Here is a 20,244-nt window from a genome sequence, read left to right on the forward strand (position 1 = left end):
TGGCGGCTTAAGTAGCAATCAGTTTACAAAGTGTATTCCTTAAAAAAACATCTTTTTGTAATAACTATGAATGCCAGTTAACTATTCATTGTTTACAACCAATTATTCAGTTCACAATCTGTATTTTTGCGCAAATTTTTTATAGCCCATGAGCAAAGTAAAAGTAGGTTTGGTACAGATGAGCTGTACAGCTGATAAGCAGCAAAATTTACAGAAAGCTATTGAAAAAGTACGCGAGGCAGCCCAACAGGGTGCCCAAATTGTGTGCTTGCAGGAGCTTTTTACTTCGTTGTATTTTTGCGATGAGGAGAATTACGACAATTTTAAGTTAGCTGAGGCAATACCCGGCCCGTCAACAGATGAGCTGTCTAAAGTGGCGGCTGAGCTGGGGGTAGTTATCATTGCGTCGCTGTTTGAGAAACGTACGCAAGGGTTGTATCACAACACCACAGCTATATTGGATGCTGATGGCGCCTACCTCGGTAAATATCGTAAAATGCATATTCCGGATGATCCGGGCTTTTATGAGAAATTTTATTTTACGCCGGGCGATTTAGGGTATAAAGTATTTCAAACCAAGTTTGCCAAAATAGGCGTGCTTATTTGCTGGGATCAATGGTATCCTGAAGCAGCCCGCATTACCGCTTTAATGGGCGCCGAAATCTTATTTTATCCAACGGCTATTGGCTGGGCATCAACCCAGGATGTAGACACCAACACGGAGCAATACGATGCCTGGCAAACCATACAGCGTTCGCATGCGGTGGCCAATGGTGTGCATGTGGTAAGTGTGAATAGAGTAGGCGAGGAAGTTGGCCTCAAATTCTGGGGTGGATCTTTTGTATCTAATCCATTTGGTAAGGTTATTTTCCAGGGGGATCATCGGGAAGAGCAGGTAACCACTGTTGAGCTTGATTTAGCTAAAACAGATTACTACCGCACCCACTGGCCTTTCCTGCGCGACAGACGCATAGACACCTATCAGCCCATTACCAAACGCCTGTTAGACGATGAGTAATTTTGATGGCTCGCCTGCTAAGCATGGCTTTGCTTTTCCGGCCGAATGGGCGAAGCATACGGCTACCTGGCTGAGCTGGCCGCATAAGGAAGCCTCATGGCCCGGAAAGATTGAAACTATATTTGCCCGCTACAGTGAGTTCATAAAAGAAGTTACTGCAGGCGAGTTAGTACGCATTAACGTGGCCGACCGGCAAATGGAAGAATTTGCAAAACGTCACCTCGTAGAAAATGGTGTTGACTTAAGCCAAATTGAGTTCTATAACTTTCCTACGAATGATGCCTGGTGCAGAGACCATGGTCCGGCGTTCTTGATAAACCGCGATACTAAACAAAAAGTGGTGGTTGACTGGGGCTATAACGCCTGGGGGGGTAAATATCCGCCGTATGATTTGGATGATGTGATTCCGACCCGTATAGCCGAACATTTTAGCCTGCCGGTTTACCATCCGGGTATTGTGATGGAAGGTGGCTCGGTTGATTTTAATGGCGCAGGTACAGTACTTACCACTACCGCCTGTTTGTTGAACCAAAACCGGAACCCACATTTAAATCAGCAACAGATAGAAGAATACCTGCAAAACTACTATGGTGTGGAGCAGGTACTTTGGCTTGGTGATGGTATTATTGGGGACGATACGGATGGCCATATTGATGACATAACCCGTTTTGTAAACGAGGATACCGTTGTTACTGTTGTTGAGGAAAACAAAAACGATGAAAATTATCACCTTCTTCAAGAGAACCTGCAAGCGTTAAGCCGTATGCGCCTGCTAAATGGCAAACAACTAAACGTAGTTGAATTGCCTATGCCTACGCCGGTTATTCATGAAGACCAATTGCTGCCGGCCTCATATGCTAACTTTTACATTAGCAATGCAGCCGTGGTTGTGCCAACCTACCGCTGCGCCAGCGATGACAAAGCATTAGATATTATAACGCAATGTTTCCCCGATCGTAAAGTGGTAGGAATTGATTCTACCGATATTATTTGGGGTTTAGGCAGTTTTCACTGTCTCAGCCAGCAAGAACCGGAGATATAATAAAACAAAAAAGCCCTGCTCACCTGAGCCGGGCTTTTTTGTTTTTAACCAGTTAAGGTTATATCAAAGCAGCTCTTTTGCGGGGCCTAGCTTTTGGGCGTAAACTTTACTACCTGGTTAGTAATAGGCTTTAAAGTTTTCAAGTAAGCAAAAATCGCCTTCAAATCACTGTCTTTCATGCCGGCATACATCGTCCACGGCATAATAGAATTAAACTCGTTCGGATTAACCGCGCGATGTGCCGCATTGGCATTTCGGTACTGCGCAAAGCGGCTTAAAAAGTTGGCTTCCGTCCAACTGCCAAGTCCGGTAGATACATCCGAAGTGATGTTAGCTGATGCTATATCGCCGCCGGGCATCGGAAATTTGCGGCCACCACCAAATTCGGTTCCTGCTATAGCAGCTCCTTTATCATCTACCCGGGTATGGCAATCCTGGCAGGCTGCTACTGTAACTAAATACTTTCCATAAGCCAACTGGTTAGTGGTATCCGGTTTTGCCTGTAAACTGGCTTTAACGGGCATAGTACGCATAATGAGGTTAACCGGAAAATCGGCTTTTGAGGCAGGTACCTTATTCTCAATAGCAGGAATGCTGCGTAGATAAGCAATCACAGCAATTACATCAATCGAATCGGCATGCCCATAAGCGTGGTAGGGCATAACCGGAAAAATGGGCTCACCTCCTTTGGTAACACCTGTAGTAATGGCCCTGAAGATCTCCCCGTCAGTCCAGTCTTTTAAACTGGCCGGTGTAATGTTGCGGGCATAGAACGTACCCGGAAAGCCCATCTCCGGCCCAAAGCGGTCGCCACCTTTGCCTAATGTGCCTTCAACCATCGGGCCGGCAAATTGGCTAAAGTTACGCGTGCTATGGCAGTCCATACACGCCATTACATGCATAGCCATATAGCGGCCACGTTCAATTAATGCCTGAGTGTTTTTAACATGAATTTCTGGAGGTGGACCAACATTCGGTTTGGCCAGTTTAAGGTAGCTTACACCGGAAGCTATTACTACAGCGAGCAAAAGGAGGATAATAATAACAATCTTACCCAACCTGTTCTTTTTTTTAGGCATATTTTTAATGTAATAAGGTTATAATTAGGACGTTGCTTACCGGCAATAAGTTACAAACAAATTTTTTACCGACAAAATCCTGCCGTTTACCGACATACTACAGCCGGTTGCCAGTTTTGAGTAGGCGTTTTTTAAGTATTGCTGTAGTTTTGAATCATCAAATACATAGCATATACATAATCATGAGTATCGAACCATCATATCCTAACTCTCCGCAAAATAACGGTAAAGTTTTTGCCGGATTGATTTTACTAGCTGTAGGCAGTTTGTTGCTGCTCCATCAATTTGCCGACTTCTTTTTTCCGAGCTGGTTGTTTAGCTTCCCCATGCTGCTGATAGTAATAGGGCTTTTTGTTGGCTTCAAGAATAATTTTAAAAGCTCAGCCTGGCTTATATTAGTAGGTATCGGTGTATTCTTTCTATCAGGCCGTATTCTTCCGGATTTTAATTTACGGGCTTTTTTCTGGCCATTAGCCATTATTGGCGTGGGTTTATGGCTTATTGTTAAACGTAATCATACACCTGCGTACAAAAAGAAATGGAGAGCAGATAAATTTAATAATGCAGTTGAGGCAGATTACGTGGTAAGGCCGGATGGTTCAACCGAAACGGCTGATGCAGGCACCGGCGGTAGTGACTTTACTGCTAAGGAAAAATTCACTACCCAGGGCAAAGGCGATGATGTTATTGAAGCGGTTTCTGTTTTTGGCGGTATAAAAAAGACCATACTCTCTAAAGATTTTAAAGGAGGGGAGATCATAAACATTTTTGGCGGTGCCGAGCTGGATTTTACGCGGGCAGATATTAACGGGATAGTAGAGATTGAGATTGTGCAAATATTTGGAGGTGTTAAGCTTTTGGTGCCCCCGCACTGGCAAGTACGATCTGATGTGGCAGCCATATTTGCGAGCGTTGATGACAAGCGCTTTGGCAATGCAACCGCACAGAGTTCTGACAAGATATTGGTATTAAAAGGCACCTCAATTTTTGCAGGTGTAGATGTTCGTAGTTTTTAAACTTTAAAATTCAGGAATCATGAACTGGTATTTAATCATCGTTAGCGTATACACCATTCTAAAATTGATAATTGGCTTTTTAGCCGCGCCTATCAATTAACAGCGTTGAGCTTAAATCTTTAACCCCGCATGACCTCATCATCCACGCTGTTTAGAAAACTGAACCTGGCCTTTATAATAGGTGGCCTGGTTTGGGCGGCTTTACAAACTTATATTATACATAGTTTCGGCTTCGATTGGTATATAGCCGGTTTGGATAGTATGGTAAGTGCCGTACCACTGGCTGCAGCTTGCTGGCTTATTGATAACAACCTGCGTTATTACCAGCCCGGCAAAGGCAGTTACATTAATTTGTTTATATGGTGTGTTGTGCTGGCTGGCGCTTGTACGTTGGCTGTTAGATGGGCGTTGCCCTTTTTAAGTGTGGGCGATACTTACATCGCCTTTTTAAAGCAATCGTTGATCATCAGGCTGTTCACTAACTTTTTGGCTATTGGCTGGATGGCCATGATTAGCCTGGTTTGGTACGTGCAGCAAGACCAAAAGGAGAACGAAAAGCGCAAGGCCGAAGCTGAGCAGTTAGCCCGTGATGCGGAGCTATACAATTTGCGCCAGCAGCTACAACCCCACTTCTTGTTTAATAGCTTAAATTCTATAAACGCCCTTATTGGCTTTAAGCCCGATGAGGCGCGGAGAATGATTCACCAATTGTCTGACTTTTTACGTGGCACTTTAAAAAAAGACGACCAGCAGCAGGTAAGTTTAAGTGAGGAGCTGCAACACCTTAACCTGTATTTGGATATCGAAAAAGTACGTTTTGGCCACCGTTTGCAAACTGAGATTAGCTGTGACGATAAATGCAGACAGGCCATGTTGCCACCGCTGCTTTTACAACCAATTGTTGAAAATGCCATAAAGTTTGGTTTGTATGATACAACCGGCGAAGTAACCATCAGTGTACGGGCCGAAACTGAAGATAACTACCTGTTAGTGATGGTGCAAAACCCTTACGATCCGCAAACGTCTCGGCCGCGGCATGGTACCGGTTTTGGCATACGTGGCATTCAGCGCCGGCTTTACTTACTATTTGCCCGTAATGATCTGGTGGAAACTTACCAAAATGATGATATATTTACTATCATGATTAAGATACCACAGGTATGACACGCGTACTGATTATTGATGACGAACCTTTAGCCCGCATGGTAGTGCAGGAATATTTGCAGCCTTTTAACCAACAGGTACAGGTATTGCAGGAATGCGGCGATGGTTTTGAGGGTATAAAAGCCATTATGCAACACCAGCCCGACCTGATATTTCTGGATGTACAAATGCCTAAAATAAACGGCTTTGAAATGTTGGAACTGGTGGATCAGCCGCCGCAGGTTATTTTTACCACTGCATTTGATGAATACGCTATAAAAGCTTTTGAAACTCACGCGGTAGATTACCTCTTGAAACCTTTCAGTCGTGAACGCTTTAATAAGGCTATAGATAAGTACCTGGCGCAAAATTCAGTTAAGCCTGCTGTTAAACCAACGGAAGCTTTATTAGAAACTGCTTCGCAATCACCAGCGCAGCATGAGCGCATTGTGGTTAAAACCGGTACTAAGGTAAAGATCATTCCGGTGCATGACATTGAGTATCTTGCTGCTGATGACGATTATGTTAGCATTTATACGCCCGAGGGTTCATTTTTAAAGAACAAGACGATGAGCTTTTTTGAGCAAACCCTTGATGCGCGCCATTTTGCCCGTGTGCACCGTTCTTACATCATCAACTTATCGCAAATAACCCGTATTGATCCGTTTGAGAAAGATGCACATGTTGCCATCCTGAAATCTGGAACCCGTATTCCGGTTAGCAAGGCTGGGTATGCCAGGTTAAAGCAGGTATTGGGCATTTAAGTGGTGTAGAGACGCATACCTGGCGCAATGATAGTCATTTTTTAAAGCGCCAAACCATCTCTTCGATTTGCGCATCTAATAAGTGCTTTTTAAAATCTTTGTTGTCTTTAAAACTTAACTGAGGTATCGTTCTCTTTTCCAACCTTACTTGAAATTCATCTTCTTCAAATGGCCAGGGGGTGACGGTTAATTGCTCATTTGATTTTTGCTGAAGGTGGTAGGTGGTGTTTGAGGGGCCCTGGCTTATCTCAATATTGCGCTTCTCGGGCTGCACCTCATTGCGGCAAAGCAATAGTGAGCAAGCATCGCACCATTCCAACAAACGGTATATCTGGCTAGCTTCCTGTTCATCAATTTCTAAGTCGGTACGCCATTGCTTTTGCAAACGGGCTTGCTCTTTTAAAAAAGGCTTTAATAACGGATTACTGTCAGCCTCTTTTTCAAAAAGGAAAACCATATGCATGGAAGTAAGCAACGCTATATAACGGCTTTTAGATAGCGATATATTAGCCATTAACCGGCAATGTTCCGGGTCGAACAATTGCATGTCAAAATTTAGTGGGCCGCCTTGTTCGGTCAATAATTGGTCTGATTCGAGCTCGGTGCGGGCATCATCATGCTCGGCAATGGCCAGCAACGTTTCTGTCCAGCGCGTTGGGCGCTCCTTCTTATTCCAGTGCATGGCCAACTGGGCAGCCAGTAAGCCGTGTGCACGTTGTGTTATTACTTCCCATCCCTGGCTGGTATAATTTACAATCATTTATAGTTGTTGCATTTGCTTTACTATAAACCTCTAACCACATTCAAATGTGTGATGTAAATATAAAAAACACCGCGGCTTAAACACTAAGCTCGCTTGCCGGTAATTTAAGAAGCAAACCGCCGTTGCAGAATTGCGTAAAACTTATCTACCGTGTCGGGCTTATCGGCCCAATTATTTTTGGCTACATAGTTCGACTTCAGGAAGCGGTCGGCCTCGTCAAACGTCTTGCACCGGTTAAGCAATTCAATAGCTTCGCTATAAGCCAGGCTGTAGCCATTAAACAGGTCCTTTACAAACAGCATCTTATCATTCAGGTTAATTGCCGATTTAATATCAGTAACCGATTGAGCATGTAATGCACCAGTGGCAGCTTGTTTACTGCCGTTTAACTGGGCCGAAAGCCGCTCATTTAATGTTAAAGGCTGCTCAGGCTCGAGCTTGGCTTGTTCAAAAACCGGTGGTGCATAAGTTGTTACAGGCTCCTGTGCTATAGGCTCAAACGCATGTTGTTGTGTTGTTGCAAGCTGTGGCGTAGGTTCTTCAACAGGTGCAGGCGCAGTGGGTTCTTCAACGGGTTCTGCCGGGGGCTGTGGTTCCTCTTCGTCGGGTTGTTGTATTTCAGGAGTGTATGCAGGTTCTGTTTCTGCTGCAGGTGCTTCAAACAGGGGGGCAGCTGGTTCAGTAACATCTACATGTACTGGTGTTGGCTCTTCTTCGGTATGGCTGCTGCTTAAGCTAAAGCTATGTTGTTCGCTGCTTACTTCTGGTTCATGCCTAAAAAAGCCATAAGTGTCCTGCGTATGCTCAATAACTACATCATGGTGGTGGTTATTATCTTCTTCAGGCAACTGTTGCCAGGCTGATTCCGTGTTAGCTTCAGTAAATGTTTCAGTAACGTCAGGCCTTACTTGTTCATCCTCTTCGGAGTTTAAATGATAGTTTATCGCTGTTTCCGACAATGGCGGTAGTGGCGTATTTTCAGGCAGTTCGAATACGTTAGCCTGGGGTATTTCATTGTCCTCGGTGGTTACCGGTTCAAGCAAAAGCGTGGCGTGATCATCGGTATGTTCGGGCAGGCTTAATTTTGCATCATGAAGCTGTATGTTGATCTTTCTGAGTATTTCGGTATGATCGGTTAAAAACTTGGCATTGGCTGCAAATAATTCAAGTTCTAAGTCGTTCTGATGCATTTCTTCTGCTTGCAGATACTCGTACTGCTCGTTCAGCTCTTTCAGTATATTGCCTATCTTTCTTAATATCTCCTGCTGTTTCATGTACCCGGGTGTTGAAAATGTATCCACTCAAAAGTAAGATATAATTCTGATATTAGCCGGCTGTAAAAAGTTCTGGAATGCTGTTTAGTGAAGATGTTTTTAAAAGGCGCAGTGAACACGGCGGTAGTATTGAAGTGGTATGCGGATCTATGTTCTCAGGCAAAACCGAGGAGCTTATACGCAGGCTTCGACGTGCACAAATTGCGCGTTTACAGGTGGAGATTTTTAAACCCAATACAGATACCCGTTATGACGAAAGCGCGGTAGTTTCTCACAACCAGAACAGCATTCCCTGTACGCCAGTTGAAAGCTCATCGGCCATTTTACTTTTAGGCAGCCATGTACAGGTAGTTGGTATTGATGAAGCCCAGTTTTTTGATGATGAGCTGCCCTACGTATGTAATGCGCTGGCAAACAGAGGCGTTAGGGTTATAGTTGCCGGTTTAGATATGGACTATAAAGGCAAGCCTTTTGGCCCCATGCCTGCCATTATGGCCATGGCCGAATCGGTTACCAAAGTACATGCTGTTTGTGTAAAATGTGGCAATCCTGCTTTATATTCTTACCGGCTGGTTGCTGATGGTAACCGGATATTGCTTGGCGAAAAAGAAAGCTACGAACCCCGCTGCCGCCCCTGCTATATGGAAGCATAGAACTAGCTTTTTATTACACTTACTTTAAGATTGCTGAACAAATTGTTGCTGCTATTGGTTATTAAGTAATATAACCAACCAATTATGAGTGTTAAACTGATAGCTATTTTGCATTGCCATGCTGATGCGGAGGAAGCATTTGAGCAGGAGTTAAAAAAACTGGTTGAAACATCATTAAGCGAAGAAGGCTGTATGAGTTATGAGTTGTACCAGTACAATGATGAACGCTGCCGGTATGTGATTATAGAAGAGTGGGAAGACGAAGAATCATTAAAGAAGCACCAGGAAGCTGTGCATTATAAACATTTTGTTAGAGTATCGCCAGTGTTGCTAACCAAACCTGCCAAAATTAAGACATTAACCAGGCTTGTGTAATAAGCCCGGGCCTTTAAAAATTTGTAGTATTTACTAGCATAGTAAAACAAAAAGCAGGGGTATTGCTGTTTACTATTTAAAATTAATGAGGCTTCAATAATAGCTGAAGTCATTTTTTTAGATAGATCACGTTATTATACTTACCGCTACGAGTTATGGCTAAGAAAGTTCTGCTTATTGAAGATGATAAGGACATAAGAGATACCATCACCTATGCCTTAAAGGAGCATGGCTACGAAGTAATAGCATCAGAAGATGCCAGAATTTTGAAGGACATTGCCCAGATCAATCCAAATCTTATTCTGTTGGATAATTGGTTAACCGACTGGAAAAGTGATGCCAATGGGCAGCAGCTAAGTAAGGAGTTAAAAACCAATCCTGCTACCAGTCATATTCCTATAATAATGGTATCGGCAGTTAGCAATATTAAAGAAGTTACTGAAGCTGGCTTAGCCGATGGTTATCTGAAAAAGCCTTTTGAGTTAGCAGACCTTTTTGCTATTGTACACAAGTTTACAGATTGACACCTGTTGTTGAAACCCGATATTACTAAACAATAAAGCCGCTCATTGAGCGGCTTTATTGTTTTTATTGTTACTGGCAGCTGAACATATCAACTACTCATTAATCAATTAATTATCTCTTCTTCAAAAATTTGAAGTCTTTGCCTATAAATTTAGCGTTGGCACCTAATTCTTCCTCAATGCGCAACAGTTGGTTGTATTTAGCGATCCGGTCTGAACGTGAGGCTGAACCAGTTTTGATCTGACCGCAGTTAAGCGCAACTGCCAGGTCGGCAATAGTGCTGTCTTCAGTCTCGCCCGAACGGTGACTCATTACCGAGGTGTAACCATTAGTTTGTGCTAATGATACCGCGTTGATGGTTTCGGTTAAAGAACCAATTTGGTTTACTTTAACCAAAATAGAATTACCCACATTAGTATCAATGCCTTGTTGTAAACGGGTTACGTTAGTTACAAACAAATCATCACCTACCAACTGAACTTTATTGCCAATTCTTTCTGTCAGCAATTTCCATCCATCCCAATCGTCCTCGGCCATGCCGTCTTCAATAGAAATGATCGGATATTTTTCGGCTAATTGGGCCAGGTATTCAACCTGCTCAGCGCTGGTACGGATAGCACCTTTTTCGCCTTCAAACTTAGTATAGTCGTATTTGCCGTCTACATAAAATTCAGATGCAGCACAATCAAACGCCAAAAAAATCTCTTCGCCAGCTTTGTAGCCTGCTTTTTCTATAGCTTTTAAAATGGTTTCAACACCATCCTCAGTGCCTTCAAAGGTCGGGGCAAAACCACCTTCATCACCTACAGCGGTTGACAGGCCGCGGTCGTGCAAAATCTTTTTCAGGTTATGAAATACCTCAGTTCCCCAACGTAAGGCCTCAGAGAAAGAAGGAGCGCCCACTGGCATAATCATAAACTCCTGAAATGCGATAGGTGCATCAGAGTGTGAACCACCGTTAACGATGTTCATCATAGGGATAGGCAGCGTGTTAGCATTAACGCCCCCAATGTAACGGTATAATGGCTGGCGGCTTTCTTGTGCAGCAGCTTTAGCAACGGCTAATGATACACCCAGGATGGCGTTTGCGCCTAAGTTGCCTTTATTAGCGGTGCCGTCTATTTCGAGCATTACTTTATCAATGGCATTTTGCTCAAAAACGTCCATGCCTTGTAACTCTTTAGCCAGTTTGTCATTTACATTAGCTACAGCTTGTAATACGCCTTTGCCCATGTATTTGGTTTTGTCGTTATCACGCAGTTCAACCGCTTCGTGAGCACCTGTTGACGCGCCCGATGGTACAGCAGCACGACCTAGAGCGCCGTTCTCGGTTAAAACTTCAACTTCAACAGTTGGGTTACCGCGCGAGTCGAGTATCTGGCGGGCATGTACATTAATAATTAAGCTCATAATGCTATTATAATTTTTTGGTAAGTGTATGGGTATACAATTATTTGCGCGCTAAGATAAGGGCAAAAAATGATATTCAAAGTGTAAAAATTGAATACTTAGTGTTTTGTTTACAATAACTTAAACCCGGCGGGAGCAGCCGTTCAGCAATAGTTATAAATATTGCAAATAACTATTTGCGCTGTATAGTGTAAATAGCGTTTAAAAGGAAATAGTATTTGCGGTTATCGGCTGTATTGGTATTATTAAACTGGTTAAGTATACCAGTTTGTATACTGAATGCTTTATTAAATTGAAAACCTAACAATGCTGCCACCCGGTTCCGTTCAAAATTTGGTTCTTTGTTGTTAAAGAATAATTCATCATAAACAATCCCAAACAAGGTGCCCGGCTCCACTTTGGGCTTGTTGATAGGAATGTTGGCACTTAACCTGTACCTAAACCTGTTGCGATAGCCGGTATTGAACCAGCGTTGCTCTACACGGTAACGGTGTTCAAACTTAATACGGCTTAAGTACTGCGTTGATGCAAATTGTTCCCATAAACGAAATTCCTGAAAATCCGGGCCATCATCTATATCTTGGTAGTTGTAAGTTACATATCTGCCCATGCCTAACAGGGCCGTGTTGTTTTTATCTAAGGCATAGCTTACCCCACCCTTAAACTCATAGTAGTAAAACCGATTGGTAACGCTATAGTTGCGGTTTTGCGCTTCCAAATACCCACCCCAGCGGTGTTCAGTAGTGGAGGGCAAATTAAGGGTAACTACATTCCAGCCACCTACACCATTGTATTGGGCTTTGACACTTAAAGTGGTAACAAATAAAGTGAGGAAGAAAAAAAGCGGTTTAAACATAAAGCGCGCTTGTTAAGCTAATATTAACAAGCGCACAAATATAAGAGTAGTTTAAACTTAATGTTAATTTATTGTTATTCCCATTTGAAAGATTTTACAGCTACTGCATAGATTACTATTCCCCATATAAACAGTATAAGCAACTGGTGTGTAACGTCTCCTAATGCGGCACCTTCAAATGCTATTTTACGCATTGCGTTGTTTAAGTGGGTTAGCGGCAATGCATTGCTAACAGGCTGCAGCCATTTTGGAAATGCAGAAGTGGAGAAGAACGTGCCTGATAATAGAAATTGCGGTAGTGTAATGATGTTTGAAAGCGGCGGCACACTTGTTTCGTTTTTGGCCAAGCCTGATATGATAAAGCCAAAACCCATAAATATGACCAGTCCAATAAAAGCGAGCAACAACATATTTAAAACAGTGACGGCACCGTGTACCAGCGTAAAGCCAAACGCGTAATGGCCTATGCCAATAATTACAATTGCGCCGAGTAAAGCAAAAGCCACCCGGGCAAGCATCTCACCCAGCACAATGCTATACCTTTGTACAGGTGTAGCAAAAAAGCGTTTTATAACCAGTGTTTGGCGCAGGCTCAGGAACACAAAGGCGGTGCCGAATACACCGATGTTAAGCAAGGAGAAGCCAAGCTGACCGGGTAGAATAAAGTCGATGTACTTGTACTCGCGGCCTTTTACAACAGTTTCTTGCAGTTTAACTATTTTAGGCATGCCACTAAGCGCAAACGTATTAATTTGATAAATAGTACTGTTTAATACCGACTTAAGAATGTTGACTTTATCGGGCGATGCAGCACTGTACTGTGTGCTAACCTCAAAAGGTGATCGGTTTGCTGCTATTGGTGCTTGTGGCAAGGCTGAGAGCGGCGGGTATATAGTGAAGGAACCATTTACCTTGATGTTAATTACGGCATCTATACTGCCTTTTTTTAGATTTTTAAGCATAGTAGCCTCATCCTGGTTATGTATGAGGTTAATGATTTTGCTTTGCTTTAAAGCGAGATAAACGAAATTAGTGGTATCACAGCCTTTTGCAACGCCTACATCCACACTTACTGCCCCGCCACCCACATTAGCGAAGATGACAATAAAAATAAGCGGAAACAGCAGGCTGAAAACTACAGCCGATGGACTGCGGAATATAGATCGTAAACTGGCTTTGGTTATGGCTAACGTTGCACGGGTATTACTATAATTGTTCATGTGATTAGGGTTGATTTGTTCGGTGGTTTATTTGTTTTAATGGATTGTAAGAGTAGGGAAGACCTGATAGCGGTAAGCTGACAAGCAATTCAATTACTCCCTCCATTCCTTTCCCGTAAGGTTAATGAACACATCTTCCAGGTTGGCTTGCTTAAAAGTTTTCTTACGTTCAAAACCGGTGGCTACCAATTCATCAATAAAGCTGTCGGGGGTGTTAATGCCTATTACACGGCCACCATCAATAAAGGCTACCCGGTCACAAAGCTCCTCCGCTTCGTCCATGTAGTGGGTAGTAATTACTACTGTGGTTCCGGCATTGCGTATTTCACGAATAAGTTCCCACAGATTGCGGCGTGCCTGCGGATCGAGGCCGGTTGTAGGCTCATCCAAAAAAATAATGCGGGGGTTGTTAATTAGGGTGGTGGCAATGGAGAAACGCTGTTTTTGTCCGCCCGAAAGGTCCTTGTACTTGGCTTTGGCCTTATCAGTCAGTGCAACTTTGGCCAGCATATCTATGGGGTTAATGTGGTTGCCATACAGACCTGCAAATAGCTCCAGCAGTTCGGTTAAATTGAGGCCAGGGTAATATCCTGCCGCTTGTAGCTGAACGCCAATGCGCTGTTTAATTTGGTTGGCTTGCTTATCGATTGAAAAACCATCAACGCTTACCTCGCCGGATGTTTTGGAGCGAAGCGTTTCAATAATTTCGAGCGTAGTGGTTTTGCCTGCGCCATTGGGGCCGAGCAAACCAAAGATCTCACCTTCGTATACTTCAAAGCTTATGCCCTTAACGGCTGTAAAATCAGCGTACTGCTTTACCAGATTGTTAACTGAAATGATAGGTTGTGTTGCCATGCCCTAAAAGTAAGGTTCAAGACGTGGCATAGGAAACTATTTTCGGTGAATGGCAGAATTTAAGGGGCGAATGGTGGGGTAGGAGTTGTAGATTTTTATGCCTGATGAAGTTTGGTAATCAATTAAGCAGAAGAGAAGGATGTTTGGTCTTCTAAAACGATTATGAGAGGCGTTATACCGGAGCAAGAAATGCATCAGGCAAGAGCTCTCACAATTGTTCATGATAGCAATTCTTTAAATTCCAAAATAAAAGACAACAATATTAAAAATCAAGCGGACCTAACCTGCGCATGTTTTTCATGATGAGATAGCGGCGGTGCCTGATAAAACGGGTAGGATTGGTAGCCGATCTTTTTAACGGACTGGGAAAGATAGCCGCAATAGCCGCCGCTTCGCGCCGGGTAAGATTGGCTGCAGGTTTATGGAAATAGTTTTGTGCTGCGGCCTCAGCACCATAAATGCCATCGCCCATTTCAATAACATTCAAGTACACCTCCATAATGCGTTGTTTGCTCCACAACAATTCCATAAGCATGGTAAAATATGCTTCGAATGCCTTACGGATGTAAGAACGGCCTGACCATAAAAAGACGTTTTTGGCCGTTTGCTGAGAAATAGTACTGCCACCAATAACCTTTTTACTCTTTTGGTTTTTGGCAATTGCTCGTTCAATGGCTTTAAAATCAAAGCCATTATGTTCCAGAAAAGACTGATCCTCGCCGGCTATAGCAGCTTTCTTCATGTTTATGGAAATTTCGTCAAAGTCTTTCCATTCTTTGTCAATTTTCCAGGTCTTTCCGGCAGCTTTGCGTTCAAAGCCCCTGCTCATCATGAGCCAGGTTACCGGCGGATTGACAAAGCGGTACAGCAGTACCCATAAAAACGAAATGCCTACAAATGCGATAACAAACAGCCTAACAAAGCGCCAGATCAGCTTGCCAATGCCTCTTTTAATCATGCCATAAAAGTAAATAAAAAAGGTGTTTAGCCTAAACTAAACACCTTTTTCAATATTATAATGTTCTCAAATCCGAAATTGACATTCCGGATGTTGAAATCAAATTTACTCAGCTACTACTTCGAAAGGTACCTGAACTTTAACCTCTTTGTGCAGGTTTAAGATTGCGGTGTACTCACCAACAAATTTAGGATCCTCGTTGAAAGTAATGCGACGACGGTCAACCTCAAAACCTTGTTTTTTAAGGGCATCAGCAACCTGGATAGTGTTGATAGCTCCAAAGATTTTACCGCTTTCACCGGCTTTAGCACCGATAGTTAATTTAACGCCTTCTAAACGTGCAGCAACTTCATCAGCATCCTTACGGATTTTGTCTTGTTTAAACTGAGCTTGTTTCAAGTTTTCAGCTAAAACTTTGCGTGCTGATTCGGTAGCCAGGATACCAAAACCTTTTGGGATTAAAAAGTTACGGCCGTAACCGGCTTTAACTTTAACCACTTCGTCTTTCTCGCCGAGGTTTTTAACGTCTTGTTTTAAAATAATGTCCATTTTGTTAACCTCCTATATTATTTTAACGAGTCAGTAACGTAAGGTAATAAACCAATGTGACGGGCACGTTTAACAGCCTGGGCCACTTTACGCTGAAATTTCAATGAAGTACCAGTTAAGCGACGTGGTAATACTTTACCCTGATCGTTAATGAACTTTAATAAAAAGTTAGCGTCTTTATAATCAATGTACTTGATACCGTTCTTTTTGAAACGGCAGTATTTTTTGCGGTTATCGTCCACTTTAGGAGCGGTAACGTATTGAATTTGATCGTTTGCCATAATTAAGCTGCTGCCTCCTCTGTTTTAGGTTTTTTGTTGAAAGCACCGCTGCGTTTTTTCTCATTGTAAGCAATGGCATTTTTATCCAAAGCAATAGTTAAGAAACGCATTACACGCTCATCACGACGGAATTCAACCTCCAGTTTATTGATTAATTCACCCGGAGCGCGGAATTCGGTGAGGTGGTAATACCCGGTCGATTTTTTTTGAATCGGGTACGCTAGTTTTCTCAAACCCCAATTGTCCTCTTGAACAATTTCGGCTCCGTTATCAGTTAAAAGCTTGCTAAATTTGGCAATTACCTCTTTAGCAGCCTCATCCGATAACAACGGGGTTAGAATGATTACGGTTTCGTACTGTTGCATTTTATACGTTTTGTTAATTAATTACCCGTGCAAAACGGGGACGCAAATGTAGAAATATTTACAGTAAAATGCAAGCCTGATTCGGATAATTAATTGAGCTTGTGTATGCTTGGCATGAAGTTGCCTGTGTTTTACTAATTTGGTAGTAAACTTTTTTAGTGGTTTAAAGTCTAAGTATTATATGAAAAGAGCTTACCGCAGCCTTACCTGTATTGTTCTGGCTTTAATGTTAGTGCGCTTTGGTGCGCATGCACAAAGTAGCACGCCGGGTGATGCCGCATTAAACTTTACCGATTTTGCAGACATGCCCGAACGCGTTATATACTCATCATATGCTAATGATGGGCAGTATTTGTACAGTTTAAACGGTATGTTGTATAATAAGCGTATATCGCCAAAAGCTCTGCGGTTTGACCCGGCCACCAAAAAATGGCGGCAAATAACCGACAAGTTAGTACCTAAAATTAATGCAGCCTCCGTTTATGTGCCATCAGTACACAAAATATATATTATGGGGGGTATGAAGGTATTTTCGAACGGCTTATTTTTCAATGTTGAGACTCTTGATACACAAACTGGAGAGGTAAGTATTTTAAAAACAGAAAACCCTAACCCGCAAATAAACTGTGCGCTGGCCGTTTGGGATAACAAGATCTATTTGTTTGGTGGTAGTGATAACGGCTATGGTTCGAGCAGGTTGTATGAGTTTGATGTAGCTACCGAAAAGTTTAAACGTTTAAAGGACATGCCTTTTACTGCGCAAACAGCTGGTACAGTGATAAACGGCGTGCTTTATACTTTTGGTGGTTATAATCCTTACAATAAGTTCATTTTCGATGAAGTTTATGCTTACGATATTAAGACTGATACCTGGAAGCGTGCAGGTAAGCTACCCAACCGGGTGTCGGCTACGGGCATAGCGTCAACCGGCAAAAACGTTTATGTTATTGGATCATACGGCGACCCCGATTTTATTGGGTATTACAATACCGATAGTGGTCGGTTCATTAAATTGAAAAGCAATATGGCCGGAAGGCGTTTTGCCAGCTCGGGAATTATTGGCCATAAGCTATGGGTATATGGCGGTAGTAGCTCAGTAATTGATCCGGGAGTTATCAAAGTGCAGGCAGCTGACATTCAGTGAGAAATTTTTAAGTAGCTGTATTAACAATTGTAAAAAAAGTTTTGCTCCTATAGCATATGCTAAAGACTATGTACATGTACTGATAACTCTATATTTGCAGCAAACTAACACTTGTCATGCAAAAAATATCTTTGTTGCTTATTATGGCTTTTACTGCTATTACTGCACTTAAAGCACAAACTAAGCCCGGCCCGGCCGAAAAGAAACTGACCGACAGTATATGCAATTGTGTAAATCAAGTAAATGTTAGTTCAATAAAAACAACTGAAGCTGCCAACGCGGCTATTATGGATTGTTTTACCAAGTATACATCCATACTTATGGAAATTGCCGAAGAGCGCAAAATTGAATTTACCAATGACGATGCTATGAGCCAGATTGGAACCGATATTGGCAAAAATCTACTAAAGCAGAATTGCAGCAATTTTATCAAGCTCTCTGTAATTTCAAACAAGCAGGATGAAAGTGCTTCCAATAATACCTCAGGAAGCACCACCGGCACCTTTAAGCGTATGGAGAATAAGGGGTTCAATTATATAGTGTTGCTGGATGCCGATAGCAAAGAGCGCACGTTTTTATGGTTGCGGCAGTTTGCCGGTTCAGAAAATTTGTCTAATCGTCCAGCTTCATACGCCGGTAAAAAGGTTAAAATTAACTGGAAAGAGATTGAAGTATACCTGCCGCAGGCAAAAGGCTATTATAAGGTGAAAGAAATCACCGCAGTCGATATTCTGTAACAACCCATTCGGCACATCACAGCTAAGCTTAGGAGTAAACGCGTCGTATTTAAGGGCACAGCAACTTGCTTGTGCCCTTAAATAACCATTGCAATAATGCAGGTAAACTGTGATAGGTACTTGTATAAAGGTTGAAAGTGCAGGCCACTAATTTAACCAATGCATGTAAAGTTGAGGTTAAGTTTTAAGACAGTTGAATGATTTTCTGCCTTGAGCATTTCAGCAAATTTGCCTAACTTAGTGGCTGTGGATAATTTTATTGTTTCGGCTCGTAAATACCGCCCGGCTACTTTTGAAAGCGTTGTAGGTCAGCAACATGTGACCAATACGCTAAAAAATGCGATTAAAAATAATCAGCTGGCGCAGGCATTTTTATTCTGCGGGCCACGTGGGGTGGGTAAAACAACATGCGCGCGTATACTGGCTAAAACCATTAACTGTACCAACCTTCAGCCTAATGGCGAAGCCTGCAGTCAATGTGATTCCTGCCGCGCATTTCAGAACGGAAACTCTTTTAATGTGCACGAGCTGGATGCGGCATCTAACAACTCGGTTGATGATATACGCAGCCTGATTGAGCAGGTACGGATACCACCACAAGCCGGCCGTTACAAGGTTTACATAATTGATGAGGTGCACATGCTTTCGCAGGCCGCGTTCAACGCGTTCCTGAAAACGCTGGAAGAGCCGCCCAATTATGCTATCTTCATCCTGGCTACTACCGAGAAGCATAAGATACTGCCAACCATACTTTCGCGTTGCCAGATTTTTGATTTTAACCGTATACGGGTAGAGGACATGGCCAATCACCTGGCCTCTATTGCCCAAAAGGAAAGCATAAGCTATGAGCCCGATGGGCTGCACATCATTGCCCAAAAGGCAGATGGCGGCTTGCGCGATGCCTTGTCCATGTTCGATCAGATTGTAAGTTTCTCGGGCGGTCAGGTTACTTACCGTTCGGTAATAGATAACCTTAACATACTCGACTACGATTACTATTTTAATGTAACCGATAGTTTGTTGGGCGAAGATACAACCAATACCTTGCTGCTGTTTGACGAAATCTTATCTAACGGATTTGATGGCAGCCATTTCATAACCGGCTTATCAGGGCATTTACGCAACCTGCTTGTGGCTAAGGATGCACCCACACTTAAGCTGCTTGAAGTAAGCGAAGGCATACGCCAAAAATACCTGCAGCAGTCTCAAAGAGCATCTGCATCGTTCCTGCTATCGGCCATGAATATTGCTAATCAGTGCGATTTAAACTATCGGCTGAGTAAAAATCAGCGCTTGCAAGTGGAGCTGGCCTTGTTAAAAATATGTCATTTGCCCTCTGTGTTTGCCGCTGCAAGTGTATCTACACAAACTTCACCACAGGGTGAGGTCTTAAAAAAAAACTCTAATGCAGGCGTAGCCGAGGTGCCAAAGCCGGTAAATGCTATTTCGATAGAGGTCCCAAAAGCTGATAAGGTTGTAGTGGCACCACCTGCAGTGCCGGTGGTAAATGAGCCTAAACCGGCTTATCAGCAGGCAACGCCATCGCTCCAGGCTACACCGCAACTTTCGGCAACACCATCGTTACAGGCACAGCCCATAGCAAAACATACCGAGGCGCTGCCGTCTGCATCGCCACAACCGGAGGTTAAGAAACCAGCACCAACCGTGGCCGAAAATCCGGGCATGGTAAAGCCGCTTGTTGCATCTTTATTAGCTACGCCATCGCTAAGCCCGTCGCTAAAAGGGGGAGGAGGCGGTACGCTTGTGGTTGAAGAAGAGGAAGACCCTTACCTGTACGGTACCGATAAAGAGGATTTTACAACAGATGCTTTCTTGAAGTGCTGGCATGATTACGCAGCCAAGGTTAAAGCAGATGGTAAAGCGACGCTGGTTACCATACTTACCGCCAATGCACCGGTAATGCACAAACCTTATCAATTCGAAATTGCCGTAAGTAACCGTACGCAGGAGAACGTTTTCAGGGATGAGAAACCAGGTTTGATGAATCACTTACGCACCACGTTGCGTAACTTTGATATTGAAGTAACTACGCGTATAGATGAACAAACGGTAGTAAAGAAGCCGTACACCGCAATGGAAAAGTTTCAGCACATGGCAGCCAAAAACTCCCAGTTGATGGAATTAAAAAAGCGGTTTAATCTGGAGTTAGATTAAAACCGCTTTTTGATATATTCCTGTCAGTATGAACTGCTTTGT

22 protein-coding genes are annotated in these 20,244 nt (G+C 43.0%); 11 read left to right on the forward strand and 11 right to left on the reverse strand.

What is annotated here, in order from left to right; translation table 11 throughout:
- Positions 1-148: 148 nt before the first annotated feature.
- Together ABDD95_RS05125 and ABDD95_RS05130 are read left to right on the forward strand one after the other, a co-directional pair.
- On the forward strand, positions 149-1,018 hold the full coding sequence (locus ABDD95_RS05125) for a carbon-nitrogen hydrolase (RefSeq protein WP_345950826.1): 870 nt from the start codon (positions 149-151) through the stop codon (positions 1,016-1,018).
- Positions 1,011-2,060: an agmatine deiminase family protein gene (locus tag ABDD95_RS05130; RefSeq protein WP_345950827.1), complete on the forward strand. Its 1,050-nt coding sequence runs from the start codon at positions 1,011-1,013 to the stop codon at positions 2,058-2,060. The genes ABDD95_RS05125 and ABDD95_RS05130 overlap by 8 nt, the downstream gene beginning before the upstream one ends.
- Before the next feature lie 86 nt (positions 2,061-2,146).
- On the opposite strand, the gene ABDD95_RS05135 is transcribed toward ABDD95_RS05130, so the two are convergent.
- Complete coding sequence (locus ABDD95_RS05135) at positions 2,147-3,139, reverse strand: c-type cytochrome (protein WP_345950828.1); 993 nt, start codon at positions 3,137-3,139, stop codon at positions 2,147-2,149.
- Between the two features lie 182 nt (positions 3,140-3,321).
- On the opposite strand from ABDD95_RS05135, the gene ABDD95_RS05140 reads away from it, so the two are divergent.
- From ABDD95_RS05140 to ABDD95_RS05150, 3 genes are all read left to right on the forward strand, one after another.
- Positions 3,322-4,155, forward strand: a complete 834-nt coding sequence (locus tag ABDD95_RS05140; RefSeq protein ID WP_345950829.1) for a DUF5668 domain-containing protein — start codon at positions 3,322-3,324, stop codon at positions 4,153-4,155.
- A 129-nt stretch (positions 4,156-4,284) separates the two neighbouring features.
- Positions 4,285-5,319 (forward strand): histidine kinase, encoded by a 1,035-nt coding sequence (locus ABDD95_RS05145; protein WP_345950830.1) that lies wholly within the window; start codon positions 4,285-4,287, stop codon positions 5,317-5,319.
- Positions 5,316-6,062 carry a LytTR family transcriptional regulator DNA-binding domain-containing protein gene (locus ABDD95_RS05150; protein ID WP_345950831.1) on the forward strand — a complete coding sequence of 249 codons (747 nt, stop codon included), beginning with the start codon at positions 5,316-5,318 and terminating at the stop codon, positions 6,060-6,062. Before ABDD95_RS05145 ends, ABDD95_RS05150 begins: the two co-directional genes overlap by 4 nt.
- 34 nt (positions 6,063-6,096) lie before the next feature.
- Here ABDD95_RS05150 and ABDD95_RS05155 read toward each other — a convergent pair whose 3' ends face one another.
- On the reverse strand, positions 6,097-6,822 hold the full coding sequence (locus tag ABDD95_RS05155; protein WP_345950832.1) for a DUF3891 family protein: 726 nt from the start codon (positions 6,820-6,822) through the stop codon (positions 6,097-6,099).
- 107 nt (positions 6,823-6,929) lie between these two features.
- Positions 6,930-8,099: a hypothetical protein gene (locus tag ABDD95_RS05160; protein ID WP_345950833.1), complete on the reverse strand. Its 1,170-nt coding sequence runs from the start codon at positions 8,097-8,099 to the stop codon at positions 6,930-6,932.
- A gap of 77 nt (positions 8,100-8,176) precedes the next feature.
- Here ABDD95_RS05160 and ABDD95_RS05165 point away from each other — a divergent pair, with 77 nt between their 5' ends.
- From ABDD95_RS05165 to ABDD95_RS05175, 3 genes are all read left to right on the forward strand, one after another.
- Positions 8,177-8,752 (forward strand): thymidine kinase, encoded by a 576-nt coding sequence (locus ABDD95_RS05165; RefSeq protein WP_345950834.1) that lies wholly within the window; start codon positions 8,177-8,179, stop codon positions 8,750-8,752.
- 84 nt (positions 8,753-8,836) lie between these two features.
- The gene (locus tag ABDD95_RS05170; protein ID WP_345950835.1) at positions 8,837-9,127 is read left to right on the forward strand and encodes a putative quinol monooxygenase; all 291 of its coding nucleotides are present in this window, start codon (positions 8,837-8,839) and stop codon (positions 9,125-9,127) included.
- Between the two features lie 155 nt (positions 9,128-9,282).
- Entirely contained in the window at positions 9,283-9,651 is a 369-nt protein-coding gene (locus ABDD95_RS05175) for a response regulator (RefSeq protein WP_345950836.1), read from the forward strand.
- Between the two features lie 112 nt (positions 9,652-9,763).
- Here the strand turns inward: ABDD95_RS05175 and eno are convergent, their stop codons facing one another.
- The 8 genes from eno to rpsF all read right to left on the reverse strand — a co-directional run bounded on the left by eno (position 9,764) and on the right by rpsF (position 16,146).
- Positions 9,764-11,062: a phosphopyruvate hydratase gene (gene eno / locus ABDD95_RS05180; protein ID WP_345950837.1), complete on the reverse strand. Its 1,299-nt coding sequence runs from the start codon at positions 11,060-11,062 to the stop codon at positions 9,764-9,766.
- Positions 11,063-11,234: 172 nt separating this feature from the next.
- Positions 11,235-11,918 carry a DUF2490 domain-containing protein gene (locus tag ABDD95_RS05185; protein WP_345950838.1) on the reverse strand — a complete coding sequence of 228 codons (684 nt, stop codon included), beginning with the start codon at positions 11,916-11,918 and terminating at the stop codon, positions 11,235-11,237.
- Between the two features lie 74 nt (positions 11,919-11,992).
- Positions 11,993-13,138: an ABC transporter permease gene (locus tag ABDD95_RS05190; protein WP_345950839.1), complete on the reverse strand. Its 1,146-nt coding sequence runs from the start codon at positions 13,136-13,138 to the stop codon at positions 11,993-11,995.
- A 93-nt stretch (positions 13,139-13,231) separates the two neighbouring features.
- Positions 13,232-13,993, reverse strand: coding sequence for an ABC transporter ATP-binding protein (locus ABDD95_RS05195; RefSeq protein WP_345950840.1), 762 nt, complete (start codon positions 13,991-13,993; stop codon positions 13,232-13,234).
- A 262-nt stretch (positions 13,994-14,255) separates the two neighbouring features.
- Entirely contained in the window at positions 14,256-14,951 is a 696-nt protein-coding gene (mtgA, locus tag ABDD95_RS05200; protein ID WP_345950841.1) for a monofunctional biosynthetic peptidoglycan transglycosylase, read from the reverse strand.
- Between the two features lie 105 nt (positions 14,952-15,056).
- Positions 15,057-15,500 (reverse strand): 50S ribosomal protein L9, encoded by a 444-nt coding sequence (rplI, locus tag ABDD95_RS05205; protein WP_345950842.1) that lies wholly within the window; start codon positions 15,498-15,500, stop codon positions 15,057-15,059.
- 17 nt (positions 15,501-15,517) lie between these two features.
- Positions 15,518-15,781: a 30S ribosomal protein S18 gene (gene rpsR / locus ABDD95_RS05210; protein WP_311952365.1), complete on the reverse strand. Its 264-nt coding sequence runs from the start codon at positions 15,779-15,781 to the stop codon at positions 15,518-15,520.
- A 2-nt stretch (positions 15,782-15,783) separates the two neighbouring features.
- Positions 15,784-16,146, reverse strand: a complete 363-nt coding sequence (gene rpsF, locus ABDD95_RS05215; protein WP_345950843.1) for a 30S ribosomal protein S6 — start codon at positions 16,144-16,146, stop codon at positions 15,784-15,786.
- Positions 16,147-16,327: 181 nt separating this feature from the next.
- Here rpsF and ABDD95_RS05220 point away from each other — a divergent pair, with 181 nt between their 5' ends.
- The 3 genes from ABDD95_RS05220 to ABDD95_RS05230 all read left to right on the forward strand — a co-directional run bounded on the left by ABDD95_RS05220 (position 16,328) and on the right by ABDD95_RS05230 (position 20,202).
- Complete coding sequence (locus ABDD95_RS05220) at positions 16,328-17,290, forward strand: kelch repeat-containing protein (RefSeq protein ID WP_345950844.1); 963 nt, start codon at positions 16,328-16,330, stop codon at positions 17,288-17,290.
- A gap of 116 nt (positions 17,291-17,406) precedes the next feature.
- Positions 17,407-18,027 (forward strand): hypothetical protein, encoded by a 621-nt coding sequence (locus tag ABDD95_RS05225; RefSeq protein ID WP_345950845.1) that lies wholly within the window; start codon positions 17,407-17,409, stop codon positions 18,025-18,027.
- Between the two features lie 246 nt (positions 18,028-18,273).
- Positions 18,274-20,202, forward strand: coding sequence for a DNA polymerase III subunit gamma/tau (locus ABDD95_RS05230; protein ID WP_345950846.1), 1,929 nt, complete (start codon positions 18,274-18,276; stop codon positions 20,200-20,202).
- The last annotated feature ends 42 nt before the right edge of the window (positions 20,203-20,244 follow it).

This window comes from Mucilaginibacter sp. PAMB04274, assembly GCF_039634385.2.
Taxonomy (GTDB): Bacteria; Bacteroidota; Bacteroidia; order Sphingobacteriales; family Sphingobacteriaceae; genus Mucilaginibacter.

Coding starts and splice junctions, on each gene's coding strand:
- ABDD95_RS05125 (WP_345950826.1), top strand. CDS start 149: ATGAGCAAAGTAAAAGTAGGTTTGGTACAGATGAGCTGTACAGCTGAT.
- ABDD95_RS05130 (WP_345950827.1), top strand. CDS start 1,011: ATGAGTAATTTTGATGGCTCGCCTGCTAAGCATGGCTTTGCTTTTCCG.
- ABDD95_RS05135 (WP_345950828.1), bottom strand. CDS start 3,139: ATGCCTAAAAAAAAGAACAGGTTGGGTAAGATTGTTATTATTATCCTC.
- ABDD95_RS05140 (WP_345950829.1), top strand. CDS start 3,322: ATGAGTATCGAACCATCATATCCTAACTCTCCGCAAAATAACGGTAAA.
- ABDD95_RS05145 (WP_345950830.1), top strand. CDS start 4,285: ATGACCTCATCATCCACGCTGTTTAGAAAACTGAACCTGGCCTTTATA.
- ABDD95_RS05150 (WP_345950831.1), top strand. CDS start 5,316: ATGACACGCGTACTGATTATTGATGACGAACCTTTAGCCCGCATGGTA.
- ABDD95_RS05155 (WP_345950832.1), bottom strand. CDS start 6,822: ATGATTGTAAATTATACCAGCCAGGGATGGGAAGTAATAACACAACGT.
- ABDD95_RS05160 (WP_345950833.1), bottom strand. CDS start 8,099: ATGAAACAGCAGGAGATATTAAGAAAGATAGGCAATATACTGAAAGAG.
- ABDD95_RS05165 (WP_345950834.1), top strand. CDS start 8,177: ATGCTGTTTAGTGAAGATGTTTTTAAAAGGCGCAGTGAACACGGCGGT.
- ABDD95_RS05170 (WP_345950835.1), top strand. CDS start 8,837: ATGAGTGTTAAACTGATAGCTATTTTGCATTGCCATGCTGATGCGGAG.
- ABDD95_RS05175 (WP_345950836.1), top strand. CDS start 9,283: ATGGCTAAGAAAGTTCTGCTTATTGAAGATGATAAGGACATAAGAGAT.
- eno (WP_345950837.1), bottom strand. CDS start 11,062: ATGAGCTTAATTATTAATGTACATGCCCGCCAGATACTCGACTCGCGC.
- ABDD95_RS05185 (WP_345950838.1), bottom strand. CDS start 11,918: ATGTTTAAACCGCTTTTTTTCTTCCTCACTTTATTTGTTACCACTTTA.
- ABDD95_RS05190 (WP_345950839.1), bottom strand. CDS start 13,138: ATGAACAATTATAGTAATACCCGTGCAACGTTAGCCATAACCAAAGCC.
- ABDD95_RS05195 (WP_345950840.1), bottom strand. CDS start 13,993: ATGGCAACACAACCTATCATTTCAGTTAACAATCTGGTAAAGCAGTAC.
- mtgA (WP_345950841.1), bottom strand. CDS start 14,951: ATGATTAAAAGAGGCATTGGCAAGCTGATCTGGCGCTTTGTTAGGCTG.
- rplI (WP_345950842.1), bottom strand. CDS start 15,500: ATGGACATTATTTTAAAACAAGACGTTAAAAACCTCGGCGAGAAAGAC.
- rpsR (WP_311952365.1), bottom strand. CDS start 15,781: ATGGCAAACGATCAAATTCAATACGTTACCGCTCCTAAAGTGGACGAT.
- rpsF (WP_345950843.1), bottom strand. CDS start 16,146: ATGCAACAGTACGAAACCGTAATCATTCTAACCCCGTTGTTATCGGAT.
- ABDD95_RS05220 (WP_345950844.1), top strand. CDS start 16,328: ATGAAAAGAGCTTACCGCAGCCTTACCTGTATTGTTCTGGCTTTAATG.
- ABDD95_RS05225 (WP_345950845.1), top strand. CDS start 17,407: ATGCAAAAAATATCTTTGTTGCTTATTATGGCTTTTACTGCTATTACT.